Consider the following 16,553-nt stretch of genomic DNA (forward strand, 5'->3'; position numbering starts at 1 on the left):
TCGCGGGACCGAGGTGCTGCTTGAAAAGCGCGCGTCGGACGATGCAAGCGTCGATCCGGCGTTGCGGCTGCTGCGAAATATTGCGCGCCATAGCGGCAGTTTCGATCTCGACGGCTTGCAGGCGGACGATGTCATCCGCCTGCTGCGGGACTGAACGGTGCGATGGCCGCCGTTTGCGATACCAGTATTCTAATCGACCTCTATGGACGGGCGCAGGCGTGGCACGAATGGTCCGTCGCGCGAATCGCGAATCTTCGTCGACAGGGCCGTCTGGTGATCAATCCATTGATCTTCGCCGAGTTTTCCGTGGGCTACCGAAGCGAGGCAGACGTAAGAGCGGTGCTCGAGCCAGCGCTGTTCGACTACGAACGGCTGCCTTGGAACGCAGCCCATCCTGCAGGCAAAGCCTTTCTGGCCTACCGGCGGGATGGGGGCGAGAAGCGTTCGCCGCTCCCGGATTTCTACATCGGCGCGCACGCGCTCGTTCGCGGCCACCGGCTGCTGACACGGGATGCGTCCCGCTACCGAAGTTATTTTCCCGATCTCGAGATCATTTCGCCGGAGACCCACCCGTGATCGGAAAGCTGAAGGGCACCGTCGACGAGATCGGCGAGGACCATGTGGTCGTGGACGTTCACGACGTCGGCTACATCGCCTATTGCGGGACGCGCACCCTGGCGTCCCTGCCCGGGCCGGACGAGGCGATCGTACTCTTCGTCGAGACGTATGTCCGCGAGGACATGATCCGGCTCTACGGCTTTTCCTCCGCCGCCGAGCGGGACTGGTTCCGGCTGCTGCAGACCGTTCAGGGCGTCGGCGCAAGGGTGGCGCTGGCGGTGACCGGCACGCTGTCGAGCGGCGATCTGGCCAACGCGATCGCGCTGCAGGACAAGGCGATGGTGGCACGCGCGCCGGGAGTCGGGCCGAAGGTCGCGGCGCGCATCGTCGCGGAACTGAAGGACAAGGTGCCGGCCTTTTCCGGCGCCGGCTCGGACGAAAGCTTCGGGCTGAAACGCGAGCTTGGCGAAGGCGTCGCGCCGGCGCCGATCACCGATGCGGTCTCGGCCTTGGTCAATCTCGGCTATGCGCGGGACCAGGCGGCCAATGCCGTGGCCTCAGCCGCGCGGGACGGGGCCGAAGACGCCGATTCGGCGACGCTGATCCGGCTGGGGCTGAAAGTTCTGAGCCGCGGCTAGGCGGGTTGTGCGACGGGGAAATCCTTACTAGTTTAAAAATGTAAGGAAATCGGAGATGCTGTATGACATCCGCTACGATTACGTCGAAGGGACAACTGACCTTGCCGAAGGCCATGCGCGAGCATCTGAAACTGCGGGAAGGAGACAGGGTTGAATTTGTCACCGTGGGGCGCGACGTCAGGCTGGTGCCGAGGAACCGGCCAGTCGACACGCTCTATGGACGGCTGTCGGCCTACGCCAAACCTGATACCACGCTGCAGGATTATGATGCGGCGATTGGTGCCGGTATCAGCGCTCATCTCGACAGTGACGATCTCGAGGAAGAGCCGCGCGGCACATGAATGTCGTCGGCATCGACACCAATGTTCTGTTGCGGGCGCTTTTGAACGATGATTCCGTGCAGTCACCGGCGGCCCGGCGGTTTCTGTCAAAACTGACGCCTACCGAACAAGGGTTCGTCGGAGTTCCGGTGATACTCGAGCTCTTTTGGGTGCTGCGAACGCGCTATCAGTTGCCGCGAAACGAACTGTCGCAAACGCTCTTCGAGCTACTCGAGGCAGGCTCTTTGATTTTCGAGGATTTCGATACGATTGTGCGATGCCTCTCGATGTTCGAGGAAGGCAATGTCGATTTCTCCGATGCTGTGATTGCCGAACGCCATCACGGACAGGGCTGCGCGAGAACGGTGACATTTGATCGGAACGCCGCCAGAGATTTGGCGAGCATGGAACTGCTGACATGATCGTGTTTTCATGAGCGACACCCGGCTCATCACCCCGGATCAGCGCGGCGAGGACATCGACGCCACGCTGCGGCCGCAGCGGCTCGACGATTTCGTCGGCCAGGCGGCGGCGCGCGCCAACCTCAAGGTGTTCATCGAGGCGGCGAAGACCCGAGGGGAGGCGCTCGACCATGTGCTCTTCGTCGGCCCGCCCGGCCTCGGCAAGACGACGCTGGCGCAGATCATGGCCAAGGAACTCGGCGTCAATTTTCGCTCCACATCGGGACCGGTCATCGCCAAGGCCGGCGATCTCGCCGCGCTTTTGACGAATCTGGAAGAACGCGATGTCCTGTTCATCGACGAGATCCATCGGCTCAGCCCCGCGGTCGAGGAGATTCTCTATCCGGCGATGGAGGACTTCCAGCTCGATCTGATCATCGGCGAGGGGCCGGCGGCGCGTTCGGTGAAGATCGACCTGTCGAAATTCACCCTCGTCGCCGCGACGACGCGGGTGGGGCTCCTGACGACGCCCTTGCGCGACCGCTTCGGTATCCCGGTACGGCTGAATTTCTACACGGTCGAGGAGCTTGAACACATCGTCAGGCGCGGCGCCCGGCTGATGGGCCTGCCGATGGCCGAAGAGGGCGGGCGGGAAATCGCCCGCCGGGCACGCGGCACGCCCCGTATCGCCGGCCGGCTGTTGCGGCGGGTCCGCGATTTCGCCGATGTCGCGGGGGTGAGCGAGGTCGACCGCAAGGTCGCCGACGCGGCGCTGACACGTCTGGAGGTCGACAGTCTCGGTCTCGACCAGCTCGACCGGCGCTATCTCGACCTCATCGCGCTGAATTTCGGCGGCGGCCCCGTCGGGATCGAGACCATCGCCGCGGCGCTTTCGGAGCCGCGCGACGCTATCGAAGACATCGTCGAGCCCTATTTGCTCCAGCAGGGCTTCATCCAGCGTACGCCGCGCGGCCGGCTTTTGACCCAGCATGCGTTCCGGCATATCGGCCTCGCCTTACCCCCGGCCTACCAGGGGACGCAGGCGGGGCTGTTCGAAGAGGACGATGCCGCCGGCTGAACATGACCATGGGGCGCTTCGGCGCCTGACGCGCGGCCGGCGCTAAGCCGTCGGCTCCGGTGTATGGGATGAGAAAGTCCCGCGATGCGCGGATCTGAGCCGAGGGTGGGCGAGTTGCTGGTCGAACCGCCGGCCGGCCGCCTCGACGGTTTCGAGCGACGCGCTGTCGAGGCCTTTGCGGGCGAGGGCCAGCAAGGCTTCCTTCTGGTCGTGGAGCGCACGTAATTCCTCAGGCTTCCGGCAGGCTGGCAAGACCCGCGCCAGACAGTCGATGAAATGCTCGGCCGCGATCATGTCGGTGGCCGCGTATTGGCGCAAATGGCCGAAGGAATGGTCGACATAGCCGGCAAAGGCCATCGATCCGCCGATCACGCGGAGCTTGTGGTCCTCGTCGACGCGGAGCGAATCCGGCGGTGAACGCCCCGCCAGCTCGGACATCGCGGCGGTTAGCCAGTCAAGGCAGGTGAGCGCGGTGAAGGGATCGTTGACGCCGGGCGAAAGGGCCCGGGCCGCGATCTCAACCAGTTCATCGAACAGGAAGAGAAGGTCCTGCGTCACGCTACGGGTCTGACCGAGGGCGATCGCGGCGACGAGGGCGCCGCGTGCCTCATCCGTCACCCGTTCGCTCGGCCAAGCCTCGAAAAGAATCCGGCCGGCATGCGCGAAGGTGCCCGGTCGGCAATTCATCCTCACAACGATGTCATGATCGCGGGCGGCGCGCATCAAGGTCTCGTAGTCGATGACCTGGATATAGCCGGTGTAGTCCGCCGCGATCTCGCGATAGGGGGCTAGCAAGGCGTCGTCCGCGGCATCCGACCGAAAGCAGGCGGGTACCTGCCATAAAATATTGGCGCGGTCCTGGTCTTCGGCGGGTTCGCCGAGGTTTTTCGGAAAGCGGCCGCTGATATCGCGAAGCAGACCCTTGCCGATGCCAGCGATGACGTTCGAAATGTGGATGGTCGACGGCACATGGTGGATGAAGAAGATCAGGATGCCGATGGACCCGATCGCCAACACGATGGCGCCGAAGATTGCGATGTTGGGCACGAACATCGCGGCGTAGATGTCCTCGCTGCCGCCGTCGCGAACGCTGCGCAGCACCAGCATCGAATAGACGAAGGTGGCGACGAAGACCCCGAGCGTGACCTGGTTGCCGCGATCGTTCATGAAGTTGGTGAGCAGGCGGGGGCCATAGCTTCCGGAGGCGAAGACGACGGTCGCCATGGTTACCGAGAACACCGTGCCGGCGACGCCGATCATCGAGCCGCCGATCGCCGACAGGATCGAACGGGCACCATCTGGCTGCGTGGCGAAGAAGAAGGGATTGTCGCCGAACGCGTCCGGCGGGACACGCAGGTCGATCTCGATCAGCACGAAGGCCAGGATCGCGGCGCCGATGGCCATGATGGAGGGAATGAACCAATAGCTGGCGCCGATGCGCTCGTAATATTGGAGGAAAAGTGCGCGCATTGGGCCTCGAATGCCGGAGATCGTGGAATGAGGCCTATGATCTATACGGCCCGCCTCATGCTGCAAGTCACTGCACTGCCTCGTCCATCCGGCACGAGGATGGCCGACGCACATGCGAGAAATCGCAGCGATCGCACGCCATTTCGAGGCCGATCGCTTTGCCGGCATGGGACCGCGGGATAGCCTTGTCCGGTCCGGCGTCGTCGGATATGCGGAAAGTCACTGCGGGTGGGTAGAAGGTGACCAGGCGGTGGATGCGCGGCGAGCCGACCAAGCCGAACTGCCGGGGCGGCGTGCGAATGAGGGGCACTTGATGACCGATCAATTGGCTGGCCGCCTCACGCCGAGCGGCCACGAATTGCAGGTCCGCGTCTATTTCGAGGACACGGACTTCTCCGGAGTCGTCTATCACGCGCGCTATCTGCATTTCCTCGAGCGCGGGCGCTCGGATTTCCTGCGGCTCAAGGGGATCGGCCACGGCGAACTGTTGGCCGGCAGGTTTGGGACCCCGATCGCCTTCGCGGTCCGGCACATGGATATCGATTTCCTGCGGCCGGCGCGGATCGACGACGTCGTGACCGTGGAAACCAGAACGCAGCATCTCGGCGGCGCACGCATCCTGCTGGCCCAACGCATTACGCGCGGCGAGGAGGTGCTGATCGAGGCGAAGGTCAAGGTGGCGGTGATCTCGCCCGAGGGCAAGCCGATGCGGATGCCTCCCGCGATCCTGACGCAACTGGAGCCGGGGGCGGATTGAGCATCGCCCGAGCAGCCGATCGGGCGCTAACGGATCGTTAACCCTACCGATGCATCAATCAAATTGAACCAGTCTTACGCAAGCCGCGCCATTCTTTCACCGGATTCGCTTGTGAAAGGGCATCAAGGGTTTACGCGAGCGGACGGTATGATCGGCCGATCTCGAGCGGGTCGCACTCAGGGCAGGGGCCACCCATCACGGGTTGTCATGCCGATGGTTCTGCATTTCGAGGATGTTGGGGAATGGACGGAGAAGTCGTTCAGGGAGCGCTAGCCGCCGCTGGTACGGTGTCGCTTTGGGATTTGTTCTGGCAGGCGGGCTTCGTGGTCAAGCTGGTCATGATCGGACTGCTTTTCGCGTCGGTCTGGACCTGGGCGATCATCGTCGACAAGTCGATGCGCTACGGCCGCTTCCGCCGCCAGCTCAACAAATTCGAAGCCAATTTCTGGTCCGGCCAATCGCTCGAGGAACTCTATCACAGTCTGTCCGAACGCAAGACGTCGGGAATGGGCGCGCTGTTCGTCGCTGCGATGCGCGAATGGAAGAAGTCGTTCGAGAAGGGGGCCCGCTCGCCGCTTGGCCTGCAAACCCGCATCGACAAGGCCATGGATGTGACATTGGCGCGCGAGATGGACAGCCTGGAATCGCGTCTGGGGTTCCTGGCGACCATCGGCTCGGCGGCGCCATTCGTCGGACTTTTCGGCACGGTCATCGGCATCATGACGTCGTTCCAGGCGATCGCCGGTTCGCAACAGACCAGTCTCGCCGTCGTCGCGCCGGGTATCGCAGAGGCGCTGCTGGCGACGGCTATCGGCCTGGTCGCCGCAATTCCGGCCGTCGTCGCCTACAACAAGCTGTCGTCGGATGTCGGCAAGCTGGGGATGCGGCTCGAAGCCTTCGCGGACGAATTCTCGGCGATCCTGTCCCGACAGATCGACGAGAAGCTGACGTCGCGATAGGCGAGAGCGGCCGTTTACGGCCGGAAAGGTAAGCAGCCATGGGCATGTCAGCGGGATCAGGACGGTCTCCGGGATCGCGCCGTCGCCGCGGTCGGCGCCAGCCGATGAGCGAAATCAACGTCACGCCGATGGTCGACGTGATGCTGGTGCTGCTGATCATCTTCATGGTCGCGGCACCCCTGTTGACGGTCGGCGTGCCGATCGAGCTGCCGGAAACACAGGCCAAGGCGCTGAATTCCGAAACTCAGCCGATCACCATCTCGGTGAATTCCAGTGGCGCGGTTTATCTCAACGATTCCGAGATTCCGATCGACGAGGTCGTGGCCAAGCTCGAAGCGGTTGCGGCGGCCGGCTACGAGGAGCGGATTTTCGTGCGCGGCGACCGCGCCGCGGATTACGGCACGGTGATGAAGGTCATGGCGCGGATCTCGGCGGCCGGTTTCCGCAATATCGGTCTCGTCACCGACCAAGACCTTAACGCTTGAGCCAAATCGGGTCTCCATGAAATCCGGCGTCGTTGTCTCCACGATCCTGCATACGGCGGTCCTGACCTGGGGACTTTGGTCGCTGTCGGCGCCCGAGCCGCTGGAGGTCGCGAGCATCGAGTCCTTCCCGGTCGAGATCGTGCCGATCGAGTCGCTGTCGCAGTCGATGGTCGGCGCAAAGGATGCGCCGATGACCGAGACGCCGGCGCCCAAGCCGACGGAAAAGCCGCAGACGCTGCCGATGCCGGCCGAAAATGTCGGCGACAACGAGGCCGATCTGGAGACGCCGCCGACGCCCGTCGACCGACCGAAGATGAGCGAACAGGCCGCGGCGGCAAAACCCGCCGAAGCGCCGGCTCCCGAGCCGCAGCCCGAACCGGAACCCACGCCGCCACCTCCGGCCGATACGCCGCCTCCACCCTCTGATCCGGTGACAGCGGAAACGCCGGCGGAAACACCGCCGCCGGTCGATGCGGTCGAGCAGGCCATCGCGTCCGCCGAGGCGGCTCCGGCCGAGCCACCGTTGCCGCAGAACGTGCCGGTGCCCTCGACGAAGCCCAAGCCGCCGGCTCCGGTGGTTGCGGAAAACCAGACCGAGCCGAAGAAGCCGGAGCCGGCGAAAGAGACCAGGACCACCGAGAGGCGGACGCCGGAGGAGAGCCAATTCGACGCCGACAAGATCGCCGCGCTGCTGAACAAGGAGCAATCGGCCGGCGGCGGCGCGAAGCGTTCCGAGGAGCAAGCCTCGCTCGGGACCGAGCGCCAGACCGGCGCCAAGCTTTCCCAAGGCGAACTCGATGCGCTGCGCGGGCAGATTCAGCGATGCTGGTCGCCGCCGTCCGGCGTGTCGGAAGCCGGTTCGCTGCGGATTTCGATCCAGATGCGCCTCGATTCGTCCGGTCAGCTTGAAGCGCGACCGGAAATCGTCGATGGCGGCGGCAGCTCGATGATCGAGCGCATCGCGGGTGAAGCCGCCTTGCGCGCGGTTCAGCGTTGCGCGCCGTACAACCTGCCGGCCGAGAAGTACGAGACCTGGGCCGATGTCGTCGTCAACTTCGATCCGAGCCAGATGTTCTGATGCGAAACGCAAGCTATCGGCCGCGCGGCGAAGCGTCCGGCGGCGTCATACAATCTCCTGATTGCGTGTTAGGACGGCCGAGACGGTGCCATCGGGCCATGCGAGCCCGAACAGCGATGACCGTGTCGGATCACGCCCGATGCCAGTCACGGGGGTCGAGCTGGTGGCAATTCAAACAATAAGGCGCGGACGCCCGGCGGCCTTGCAGCCTTCGAACTCAACGGAAGATCGTGGAATGAAAACGAGCATCAGAGGCGTTCTTGTGGCCATCGCGGCGATCGCCGGTGCCATCCTGTTCGCGGCACCGGCCTCGGCGGTCGTCGAAATCGATATCACGCAAGGCAATGTCGAGCCGCTGCCGATCGCGATCACCGACTTCCAGTCGCAGGACGGGATCGGTCAGCAGATTTCAAGTGTGATCCAGGCCGATCTGAAGCGCTCGGGGCTGTTCGCGCCCATCGACCAATCCGCCTTCATCCAGAAGGGACTGACCGTCGACACAAGCCCGACCTTTACCGACTGGACGGTCATCAACGCTCAGGCGCTCGTCGTTGGCCGTGTAACGCCGGAAGCGGACGGGCGCCTTAGGGTCGAGTTCCGGCTCTGGGACACCTTCGCCGGTCAGCAGCTCGACGGCCAGCAATTCTATACAAATCCGGAGAACTGGCGCCGGGTCGCGCACATCATCGCCGACGCGATCTACCAGCGACTGACGGGAGAAAAGGGCTACTTCGATACGCGGATCGTCTTCGTTTCCGAGAGCGGCGCCAAGGACAAGCGGGTCAAACGGCTGGCTATCATGGACCAGGACGGCGCCAATGTGCGCTTTCTCACCCAGGGTAACGATCTCGTCCTGACGCCGCGCTTTTCGCCGAGCCGGCAGGAAGTCACCTATATGTCGTTCGGCGATGGCGAGCCGCGGGTTTATCTTCTGCAACTGGAGACCGGCCAGCGCGAAATCGTCGGAAACTTCCCCGGCATGACCTTTTCGCCGCGCTTCTCGCCGGACGGCCAGAAGGTCATCATGAGCCTGCAGCAGGACGGCAACGCCAATATCTACGCCATGGATCTGCGCTCGCGCGCGACCACCCGGCTGACCTCGACGGCGGCGATCGACACCTCGCCATCCTATTCGCCGGATGGCCAGCGCATCGTGTTCGAATCCGATCGCGGCGGCCGACAGCAACTGTATGTGATGAACGCCGACGGCTCCGGCCAGCAACGCATCTCCTTCGGCGACGGCTCCTATTCGACCCCCGTTTGGTCGCCGCGCGGCGATCTCGTCGCTTTCACCAAGCAGAGCGGTGGCCAGTTCCAGATCGGCGTCATGCGCCCCGACGGCTCGGGCGAGCGCATCTTGACGTCCGGCTTCCACAATGAGGGCCCGACCTGGGCGCCGAACGGCCGCGTCTTGATGTTCTTCCGCGACGCCAAGGGCGGCGGTGGGCCGCAGCTCTATTCGATCGACCTCACCGGCTATAACGAGCAGAAGGTCCCCACTCCGGGCTACGCGTCGGATCCGGCCTGGTCGCCCTCGCTCGAATAGAGGCTGCCACCGCATCGACGCGGCACGCCGTTGGGGCCGTTCGACATCGAACCCACCCCAAGACCCGTCTCATGTCCGGGGCAGCCAGTTCCGGGCAAGCTTCGGCGCCCATTGTCGGCCATGTGTCACCGGTGCACCAGTCGGCGAGGGCCTCGCCAGCTCGCCCTATCCCCTGATAATCAATGGGATCGGCGCCGCACGATATTGGCGCAAGCCGACCGCTTTTTTACGACGCGTTAAACATCGGCAGGGTAAACGTCGGGTAACAGGGACTCGTCTGATTTGAAGGAGCTGGCCATGCGCCGGACCATTTTTGGGGTTAAGAGCCGCATTGCGCTCGTGCTCGTCGCCAGCCTGGCGGTCGCCGGCTGCGCCAACAAGAAGGACGGGCTGCCGGACAATGCGGCGGGGCTCGGTCTTGGCACCGGTGGTGCCGGGGGAGTAGCGGCGCCGGGCACGAGCCAGGACTTCACTGTCAATGTCGGCGATCGCGTGTTCTTCGACACCGATTCCTCGTCGATCCGCGCCGATGCCCAGCAGACCCTGGCCCGCCAGGCGCAGTGGCTGAACCAGTATCCGCAATATTCGATCGTGATCGAAGGCCATGCGGACGAGCGCGGCACCCGCGAGTACAACCTTGCCTTGGGCGCCCGTCGTGCTTCCGCCACGCGCGACTATCTCACCCAGCGGGGCGTTGCGGCCAATCGCATGCGGACGCTTTCCTACGGCAAGGAGCGTCCGGTCGCGGTCTGCGACGATATCTCCTGCTGGTCGCAGAACCGGCGTGCTGTCACCGTCCTCGGCGGCGCTGGAAGCTAACGAGATCGCAGAGACCGCATTGACGCGTGGCGGCCCTTCGGGGCCGTTTCACGTTGGCGGGCGCAGAGACTGTTAGCGCCGTCAAACTTTGGCCGAACTCGCTCGTTCCATGCTAAAATCCATCAAGCGTTGAAAAAACCGCGACCTGAGTTGCCAAATCGATCGGGTCGCATCGCGTCAGCCTTCCGTCGTCGAGAGAATTGTTGTCCATGACCTGCCGACCGCCGATCCTTGTCGCTTCCTGCCTTGCTTTGCTGATGGGCGGTACGTCCGGTGCATCGGCCTATGAACCCGCGTTCGGTCTCATCGCGGATCGGACCGGCGCGCAGGCAGCTTTTGTCGACGGGAATGTCGCCTGTTCACATCGCGAACGGCCGGTCCTTCTGGCACAGGCAGGCGACGCGATCGTCCGGCTCAATCATCTCGAGGAAGAAATCCGCCGGCTCAACGGCAAGGTGGAGGAACTCAGCTTTCAATTGCTCCAGGCGCAGGAAGACATGCGCAAGCGGCAGGAGGACTACGAGTTCCGTTTCCAGGAAATCGAAAAGGGGACTGGCTCTGGTTCGGCCGGTGAACGGCGCGGCGATGCCACCCCCGCCGCGGACTCCGCCCCGGTTCGCACGGCCGCTCGCGAAAGTGCGCCGGCAGCGGCTCCCTCCGCAGCCGGTCACAGCGATCCGGCGAAAGATCCATCCAGTGACGATGGGATCGGCCGCATTCTCGATGGAGGCCTTGATATGGGGGCAGCCAACGCGCCGACCGGGAACCCGCCGGACGTACCCGCGACCGGTTCATCGAGCACGGTCGCAGCGGTAACGCCGGAAGGGGCGGGGGATCTGTACGCCCTTGCCTACAATTATCTTCTGGCCGGCGATTACCAACTCGCCGAGCAGTCGTTTCGCCAATACGCGCAGACCTATCCGAATGCGGAGGATACACCGGACGCGGAATATTGGCTGGGCGAGAGCCTGTTCCAGCAGCAGAAATATGCCGATGCGGCGGAAACCTTTCTCGAGGCCCAGAAGAATTACCCGAAGAGCGGCAAGGCGCCGGACATGATGTTGAAGCTCGGCATGTCGCTGGCCAAGCTCGACAATCGCGAAACGGCGTGCGTGACCTTCAAGGAAGTCGCGCGGCGCTATCCGAATATGAGCGCCACCGTGAAGAGCAAGCTGGCGGATGAGGCGAAGGCGGCAAACTGCTGAACGCGCAATCGGCCATCCCAGCCAATATCCGCGTTCCGGTTCCGCCGGGCGTCCTACCACTTTCGCCGCGCGAACTCTGCGATTGCTTCGCCACCGCGATCACGCAAGCCGCCACTCGCGTCGGCCGACCGAAACGCGCGGTGCTTGCGGTGTCCGGCGGTCCGGACTCGCTGGCGCTGCTCCTTGCAGCGAGCGAAGCGCGAAAAACCGCATTTCTCTCGGACGTCCAATTCGACATCGTGACCGTCGATCACAGATTGCGCCCACAATCTGCGAGCGAGGCGGATTTCGTGGCAGGCATCGCCCGGAAACTCGCTCTGCCGCATAGGACGATGCGCTGGGCCGAGCCGACTCGAACCGGCAACCTTCCCGCGGCCGCGCGCCGCGCCCGCTACGGCCTACTGCTCGACGCGGCCCGCCTGCTCGGCGCGACCGTCATCCTGACCGCGCATCATCAGGACGACCAGTGGGAGACGCACCTTCTGGCGCGGGAGCGGGGGGCGGGCGACACCGGCTTGGCCGGCATGCGCCGGATTCGCGACATCGCGCCGGGAATCGCCCTTGTCCGTCCATTTCTGGATGTACCGGGCGGCCGGCTGAAAGCGACGGTGGCCGCCGAGCGGATTGGGGCGGTCGACGATCCCACCAATGCCGACCCCCGCTACCATCGCGTGCGACTGCGTCAGCAGTTGGCCGCTGGTGACTTTGACCGGCGCGGGCTGCAACGGGCGATCGCCCGCCACGCCGCGCGGCGAGACGCGGGCGAAGTGAAGCTGGCGGATACGATCAGCACCATGGCGGCCAGGGGCGAACTCGTCGCTGGCCCCGACGGCACATTGACGTTCGATCGCGGGGCGTTGGCGGCGATCGAACGCCCGACGGCGTTCTTGCTGACGCGGCGCGCCATCGCCGCTGTCGCAGGCGGCGACTATGCCCCCGGCGCCCGTTCCGTGACACGCCTGGTCGAGGCCCTTTTGGAAAAGCGGGGCCGGATCGCGATGTCGCTGGGGGGGGCGCTGGTCGACGCGCAATCCCGCGTCAGGTTCGCGCGTGAGTTCGGCCGCTCGGGGATCGCCCCCGCCAATCTCGCGAGCCACGTGGTTTTCGATGGTCGCTTCGATGTCCGGCCGGCGCGCGATCAGCTTGACCAAGGTGCCCGGATCGTGGCCTTCGGATCGCTGGGGCGGGGTAACCCGATCGAACGAACTTTGCCCGTTCTGACCGTCGGGGCGGCTCTGAGCGCGGTGCCGGCGGCGCTGGCGCGAAAGGCCGGCGCGGGGGTCGGCCGGCTCGAAGCCGTCCCGCTGACCACGTGGCGCCTGATGCGTGATCTGCCGCTTTCGCGGGGCGAGGCAGCGACCGGGGTGGTGGGTGCGGTAACCAAAGGGCCAGAGACACTCATGCATTTTGCCGCAAAAGCGCCCGAAGATGTTGGCAAGGACGGGCTCACCACCTATCTTCGATGAAATCGTCTGAGCGGTCTCGGGCGGCCATCCCAGGATGACTGATGAACCAGAATTTCCGAAACTTCGCCCTCTGGGCGATCATCGCTCTGCTTTTGATCGCTCTGTTCCAGCTGTTTTCGAATGGCTCCCAGACTGCTGGCACCCGCGAAATTCCCTATTCGCAGTTCCTGTCCGATGTCGATTCGGGCCGGGTGCAATCGGTTGTCATCCAAGGACCGCGGATCAGCGGAAAATATTCCGATGGCGCCGCGCCGTTCCAGACCTACGCGCCGGAAGATCCGGAACTGGTCGGACGGCTCGAGTCGAAGAACATCCAGATCAATGCCGCCCCGCCGGGCGACAACACCAATCCGATCTGGTCGATGCTTCTGTCGTTCGGTCCGATCCTCCTGATTCTCGCGGTCTGGATCTTCCTGATGCGGCAGATGCAGGGCGGCGCGGGCGGCAAGGCGATGGGCTTCGGCAAGTCGAAAGCAAAGCTTTTGACCGAGGCGCATGGCCGGGTCACCTTCCAGGACGTGGCGGGCGTCGACGAGGCGAAACAGGATCTAGAGGAGATCGTCGAGTTCCTGCGCGAGCCGCAGAAATTCCAGCGTCTGGGCGGCAAGATTCCCCGTGGCGTCCTGCTGGTGGGCCCTCCGGGAACCGGTAAGACCCTGCTGGCGCGCTCCGTCGCAGGCGAGGCGAATGTGCCGTTCTTCACGATCTCCGGCTCCGACTTCGTCGAGATGTTCGTCGGCGTCGGCGCGAGCCGCGTGCGCGACATGTTCGAGCAGGCCAAGAAGAACAGCCCCTGCATCATCTTCATCGACGAGATCGACGCGGTCGGACGGCATCGCGGCGCCGGTCTCGGCGGCGGCAATGACGAGCGTGAGCAGACGCTGAACCAGTTGCTGGTCGAGATGGACGGCTTCGAGGCGAACGAGGGGGTCATCCTGATCGCGGCGACCAACCGCCCGGACGTTCTCGATCCGGCGCTGCTGCGGCCGGGCCGTTTCGACCGGCAGGTGATGGTGCCGAATCCGGACGTGGGCGGGCGCGAGAAGATTCTCAAGGTCCATGTCCGCAACGTGCCGCTGGCGCCGAATGTCGATCTCAGGACGATCGCGCGCGGAACCCCCGGCTTCTCGGGTGCCGATCTCGCCAATCTGGTCAACGAAGCGGCCCTGATGGCGGCGCGTCGCGCCAAGCGGCTCGTCACCATGCTGGAGTTCGAGGACGCCAAGGACAAGGTCATGATGGGCGCCGAGCGGCGCTCCATGGCCATGACCGAAGAGGAAAAGAAGCTGACGGCCTATCACGAGGCCGGTCACGCCCTCGTCGGAATCTACGAGCCTTTCAACGATCCGCTGCACAAGGTGACGATCATCCCGCGTGGTCGGGCGCTCGGCGTTACCATGAATTTGCCGGAGCGCGACCGCTACGGCATGCGCAAGAACGAGATGGAAGCCCGGTTGGCGATGATTTTCGGTGGCCGCGCCGCCGAGGAGATCATCTACGGACTCGACAACGTCACCACGGGTGCCTCCAACGACATCCAGCAGGCGACCAACATGGCCCGCGCGATGGTCATGGAATACGGCATGAGCGACAAGCTCGGCCGGTTGCGCTACAAGGACAATCAGGACGAGGTGTTCCTCGGTCATTCGGTTTCGCATCAGCAGAACATGTCCGAGGACACCGCGCGGCTGATCGACTCGGAGGTCCGGGAGATCATCGAGACGGCCGAGAACAAGGCGCGCCGCATCCTCAACGAACACATCGACGATCTCCACATGATCGCCAAGGCATTGCTGGAATACGAAACCCTCTCCGGTGACGAGGTTCATGATCTCCTGGCCGGCCGACCGCTCAGTCGCGACATGGGCGACGATACGCCGCCGTCACGCGGTTCCGCAGTGCCGAAAGCCGGAACCGGTCGTCCGGCGAGCCCGCGTAACGACAAGGCCGGCGACGGCCTCGAACCCCAGCCGACCTGACCATTCGGCCATAGGATCAGTGACGAGAGAGAGCGGCCGATGGTCGCTCTTTTTCGTCACCGGGACACGCGATGGGCACGGCTGCCCGTCGCAGAGGTCCCGGTAACCGATTTGTGCGACATTGTGTGCAGGCTGCGCCGTCCGCTAAGAGGGAGGCGGGGCGTAACCATCAGCTGACGACAGGATCATCGATGGGCAGAAAATACTTCGGGACCGACGGTATTCGCGGAACCGCGAACCGTCATCCGATGACGCCGGAAATCGCCATGAAGGTCGGCATGGCCGCGGGGCTTGCCTTCCAGCGGGGCAGCTACCGACACCGCGTCGTGATCGGCAAGGACACCCGCCTGTCGAGCTACATGATCGAGAACGCGATGGTTGCCGGCTTTACATCGGCTGGCATGGACGTCTTTTTGCTCGGTCCGATGCCGACACCTGCGGTTGCGATGTTGACCCGGTCGCTGCGCGCCGACATCGGCGTGATGATCTCCGCATCGCATAATCCGTTCGAGGACAACGGCATCAAGCTGTTCGGCCCGGAGGGCTACAAGCTTTCGGACGATATCGAACGGACCATCGAGGGCCTTCTCGACGAGGATCTGAGCGCGCGCCTCGCCACTGGCAGCCGGCTTGGGCGTGCCAAGCGCGTCGACGGCGTGCATGATCGCTATATCGAGTTCGCCAAGCGGACTTTGCCGCGAGAGCTTTCGCTCGAGGGAATCAGGGTTGCGATCGATTGCGCCAACGGCGCCGGTTACAGCGTGGCGCCCGAGGTTCTGTGGGAACTGGGGGCCGAAGTCATAAAAATCGGTATCAGCCCAGACGGCACGAACATCAACGACAATTGCGGTTCGACCGCGCCGGCGACGCTCGCGGCCAAGGTAAAGGAAGTTCGCGCGGACATCGGGATCGCTCTCGACGGCGACGCCGACCGCGTGCTGATCGTCGATGAACGGGCATCGGTCGTCGACGGAGATCAGCTGATGGCGGTGATTGCCGAGAGCTGGTCCGAGGATGGTCGGCTCGCGGCCGGCGGCATCGTCGCAACGATCATGTCGAATCTCGGGCTGGAACGTTTTCTGGAGGCTCGGCACCTGCAACTCGCGCGCACCAAGGTTGGCGATCGTTACGTCGTCGAACATATGCGCGAACACGGCTACAATGTCGGCGGTGAGCAGTCCGGCCACATCGTCCTTTCCGACTTCGGTACGACAGGCGACGGGCTCGTCTCGGCGCTCCAGGTGCTCGCCGTCGTCAAGCGAAAGGGGGGGACGGTGTCGGAAGTTTGCCGGCGGTTCGACCCGGTGCCGCAGATTCTGAAGAACGTCAGGTTCGCCGGCGGCGAGCCTTTGGAGCGAGACCGCGTGCAGGATGCGATCAGCGCCGGGCGCGAGCGCCTCGGCAACAGCGGCCGGCTGGTGATCCGCCCGTCCGGAACCGAACCGTTGATCCGGGTGATGGCCGAAGGCGACGATCGGGCACTGGTCTCGTCCGTCGTCGATGATATCGTCGGCGCTCTCAAGCAGGCTGCCGCCTAAACAGGCTTTGTATATAGTTTACGGTAATTTTTACCTGTAAACGCTGCGTTAACCAATGCGATTTACCGTGTTCATTAAGGTAACGGTCTTTGCCAATCCCGGCGGCCGATTGAACCGGAGATGATCGCTATGAATTCGAGACTTATGACGACCGTCGCCGTCGTCGGTGCACTGTCTTTCCTCGCAGCAACCGCCAACGCCGCCGATATCATCGAGGAGCCCCCGGTCTACATCCCGCCGGCTCCAATCCAAGAGG

The 16,553-nt window shown here is 64.1% G+C and carries 16 protein-coding genes; 15 read left to right on the plus strand and 1 reads right to left on the minus strand.

The features are described from left to right. Positions 1-162: 162 nt before the first annotated feature. The 5 genes from MJ956_RS03915 (at position 163) to ruvB (ending at position 2,995) form a co-directional block, all read left to right on the plus strand. Complete coding sequence (locus tag MJ956_RS03915; RefSeq protein WP_253963173.1) at positions 163-576, plus strand: type II toxin-antitoxin system VapC family toxin; 414 nt, start codon at positions 163-165, stop codon at positions 574-576. Continuing rightward, entirely contained in the window at positions 573-1,196 is a 624-nt protein-coding gene (gene ruvA, locus MJ956_RS03920; protein ID WP_253963174.1) for a Holliday junction branch migration protein RuvA, read from the plus strand. Before MJ956_RS03915 ends, ruvA begins: the two co-directional genes overlap by 4 nt. A gap of 62 nt (positions 1,197-1,258) precedes the next feature. Beyond that, positions 1,259-1,537, plus strand: coding sequence for an AbrB/MazE/SpoVT family DNA-binding domain-containing protein (locus MJ956_RS03925; protein WP_253963175.1), 279 nt, complete (start codon positions 1,259-1,261; stop codon positions 1,535-1,537). Then, complete coding sequence (locus MJ956_RS03930) at positions 1,534-1,938, plus strand: PIN domain-containing protein (protein ID WP_253963176.1); 405 nt, start codon at positions 1,534-1,536, stop codon at positions 1,936-1,938. Before MJ956_RS03925 ends, MJ956_RS03930 begins: the two co-directional genes overlap by 4 nt. 10 nt (positions 1,939-1,948) lie before the next feature. After that, positions 1,949-2,995 carry a Holliday junction branch migration DNA helicase RuvB gene (gene ruvB / locus MJ956_RS03935; protein ID WP_253963177.1) on the plus strand — a complete coding sequence of 349 codons (1,047 nt, stop codon included), beginning with the start codon at positions 1,949-1,951 and terminating at the stop codon, positions 2,993-2,995. A 42-nt stretch (positions 2,996-3,037) separates the two neighbouring features. On the opposite strand, the gene MJ956_RS03940 is transcribed toward ruvB, so the two are convergent. Further along, entirely contained in the window at positions 3,038-4,465 is a 1,428-nt protein-coding gene (locus MJ956_RS03940; RefSeq protein WP_253963178.1) for a DUF2254 domain-containing protein, read from the minus strand. Between the two features lie 313 nt (positions 4,466-4,778). Here MJ956_RS03940 and ybgC point away from each other — a divergent pair, with 313 nt between their 5' ends. From ybgC to glmM, 10 genes are all read left to right on the plus strand, one after another. Continuing rightward, on the plus strand, positions 4,779-5,222 hold the full coding sequence (ybgC, locus tag MJ956_RS03945) for a tol-pal system-associated acyl-CoA thioesterase (RefSeq protein ID WP_253963188.1): 444 nt from the start codon (positions 4,779-4,781) through the stop codon (positions 5,220-5,222). A 242-nt stretch (positions 5,223-5,464) separates the two neighbouring features. Continuing rightward, positions 5,465-6,181 (plus strand): protein TolQ, encoded by a 717-nt coding sequence (gene tolQ / locus MJ956_RS03950; RefSeq protein ID WP_253963179.1) that lies wholly within the window; start codon positions 5,465-5,467, stop codon positions 6,179-6,181. Between the two features lie 38 nt (positions 6,182-6,219). Then, positions 6,220-6,666 (plus strand): protein TolR, encoded by a 447-nt coding sequence (gene tolR, locus MJ956_RS03955; protein ID WP_253963180.1) that lies wholly within the window; start codon positions 6,220-6,222, stop codon positions 6,664-6,666. A 16-nt stretch (positions 6,667-6,682) separates the two neighbouring features. After that, positions 6,683-7,744: a hypothetical protein gene (locus MJ956_RS03960; RefSeq protein WP_253963181.1), complete on the plus strand. Its 1,062-nt coding sequence runs from the start codon at positions 6,683-6,685 to the stop codon at positions 7,742-7,744. A gap of 235 nt (positions 7,745-7,979) precedes the next feature. Then, the gene (gene tolB / locus MJ956_RS03965) at positions 7,980-9,290 is read left to right on the plus strand and encodes a Tol-Pal system beta propeller repeat protein TolB (RefSeq protein ID WP_253963182.1); all 1,311 of its coding nucleotides are present in this window, start codon (positions 7,980-7,982) and stop codon (positions 9,288-9,290) included. A gap of 297 nt (positions 9,291-9,587) precedes the next feature. Continuing rightward, on the plus strand, positions 9,588-10,109 hold the full coding sequence (gene pal, locus MJ956_RS03970) for a peptidoglycan-associated lipoprotein Pal (protein WP_253963183.1): 522 nt from the start codon (positions 9,588-9,590) through the stop codon (positions 10,107-10,109). Positions 10,110-10,318: 209 nt separating this feature from the next. Then, a complete protein-coding gene (ybgF, locus tag MJ956_RS03975; protein ID WP_253963184.1) occupies positions 10,319-11,314 on the plus strand; it encodes a tol-pal system protein YbgF in 996 nt (331 codons plus the stop codon). A gap of 140 nt (positions 11,315-11,454) precedes the next feature. Beyond that, entirely contained in the window at positions 11,455-12,780 is a 1,326-nt protein-coding gene (tilS, locus tag MJ956_RS03980) for a tRNA lysidine(34) synthetase TilS (RefSeq protein WP_253963185.1), read from the plus strand. Positions 12,781-12,821: 41 nt separating this feature from the next. Further along, positions 12,822-14,759, plus strand: coding sequence for an ATP-dependent zinc metalloprotease FtsH (ftsH, locus tag MJ956_RS03985; protein ID WP_253963186.1), 1,938 nt, complete (start codon positions 12,822-12,824; stop codon positions 14,757-14,759). Positions 14,760-14,950: 191 nt separating this feature from the next. Beyond that, on the plus strand, positions 14,951-16,297 hold the full coding sequence (glmM, locus tag MJ956_RS03990; protein ID WP_253963187.1) for a phosphoglucosamine mutase: 1,347 nt from the start codon (positions 14,951-14,953) through the stop codon (positions 16,295-16,297). Positions 16,298-16,553: the final 256 nt, after the last annotated feature.

This window comes from Aurantimonas marianensis (genome assembly GCF_024195285.1).
GTDB classification, from domain to species: Bacteria; Pseudomonadota; Alphaproteobacteria; order Rhizobiales; family Rhizobiaceae; genus Aurantimonas; species Aurantimonas marianensis.

What these genes read in the sequence shown, in the direction of transcription:
- MJ956_RS03915 (WP_253963173.1), top strand. Translation starts at nt 163, where the DNA reads ATGGCCGCCGTTTGCGATACCAGTATTCTAATCGACCTCTATGGACGG.
- ftsH (WP_253963186.1), top strand. Translation starts at nt 12,822, where the DNA reads ATGAACCAGAATTTCCGAAACTTCGCCCTCTGGGCGATCATCGCTCTG.
- ruvB (WP_253963177.1), top strand. Translation starts at nt 1,949, where the DNA reads ATGAGCGACACCCGGCTCATCACCCCGGATCAGCGCGGCGAGGACATC.
- pal (WP_253963183.1), top strand. Translation starts at nt 9,588, where the DNA reads ATGCGCCGGACCATTTTTGGGGTTAAGAGCCGCATTGCGCTCGTGCTC.
- MJ956_RS03925 (WP_253963175.1), top strand. Translation starts at nt 1,259, where the DNA reads ATGACATCCGCTACGATTACGTCGAAGGGACAACTGACCTTGCCGAAG.
- tolQ (WP_253963179.1), top strand. Translation starts at nt 5,465, where the DNA reads ATGGACGGAGAAGTCGTTCAGGGAGCGCTAGCCGCCGCTGGTACGGTG.
- glmM (WP_253963187.1), top strand. Translation starts at nt 14,951, where the DNA reads ATGGGCAGAAAATACTTCGGGACCGACGGTATTCGCGGAACCGCGAAC.
- ybgF (WP_253963184.1), top strand. Translation starts at nt 10,319, where the DNA reads ATGACCTGCCGACCGCCGATCCTTGTCGCTTCCTGCCTTGCTTTGCTG.
- MJ956_RS03960 (WP_253963181.1), top strand. Translation starts at nt 6,683, where the DNA reads ATGAAATCCGGCGTCGTTGTCTCCACGATCCTGCATACGGCGGTCCTG.
- MJ956_RS03940 (WP_253963178.1), bottom strand. Translation starts at nt 4,465, where the DNA reads ATGCGCGCACTTTTCCTCCAATATTACGAGCGCATCGGCGCCAGCTAT.
- tolR (WP_253963180.1), top strand. Translation starts at nt 6,220, where the DNA reads ATGGGCATGTCAGCGGGATCAGGACGGTCTCCGGGATCGCGCCGTCGC.
- tolB (WP_253963182.1), top strand. Translation starts at nt 7,980, where the DNA reads ATGAAAACGAGCATCAGAGGCGTTCTTGTGGCCATCGCGGCGATCGCC.
- MJ956_RS03930 (WP_253963176.1), top strand. Translation starts at nt 1,534, where the DNA reads ATGAATGTCGTCGGCATCGACACCAATGTTCTGTTGCGGGCGCTTTTG.
- ybgC (WP_253963188.1), top strand. Translation starts at nt 4,779, where the DNA reads ATGACCGATCAATTGGCTGGCCGCCTCACGCCGAGCGGCCACGAATTG.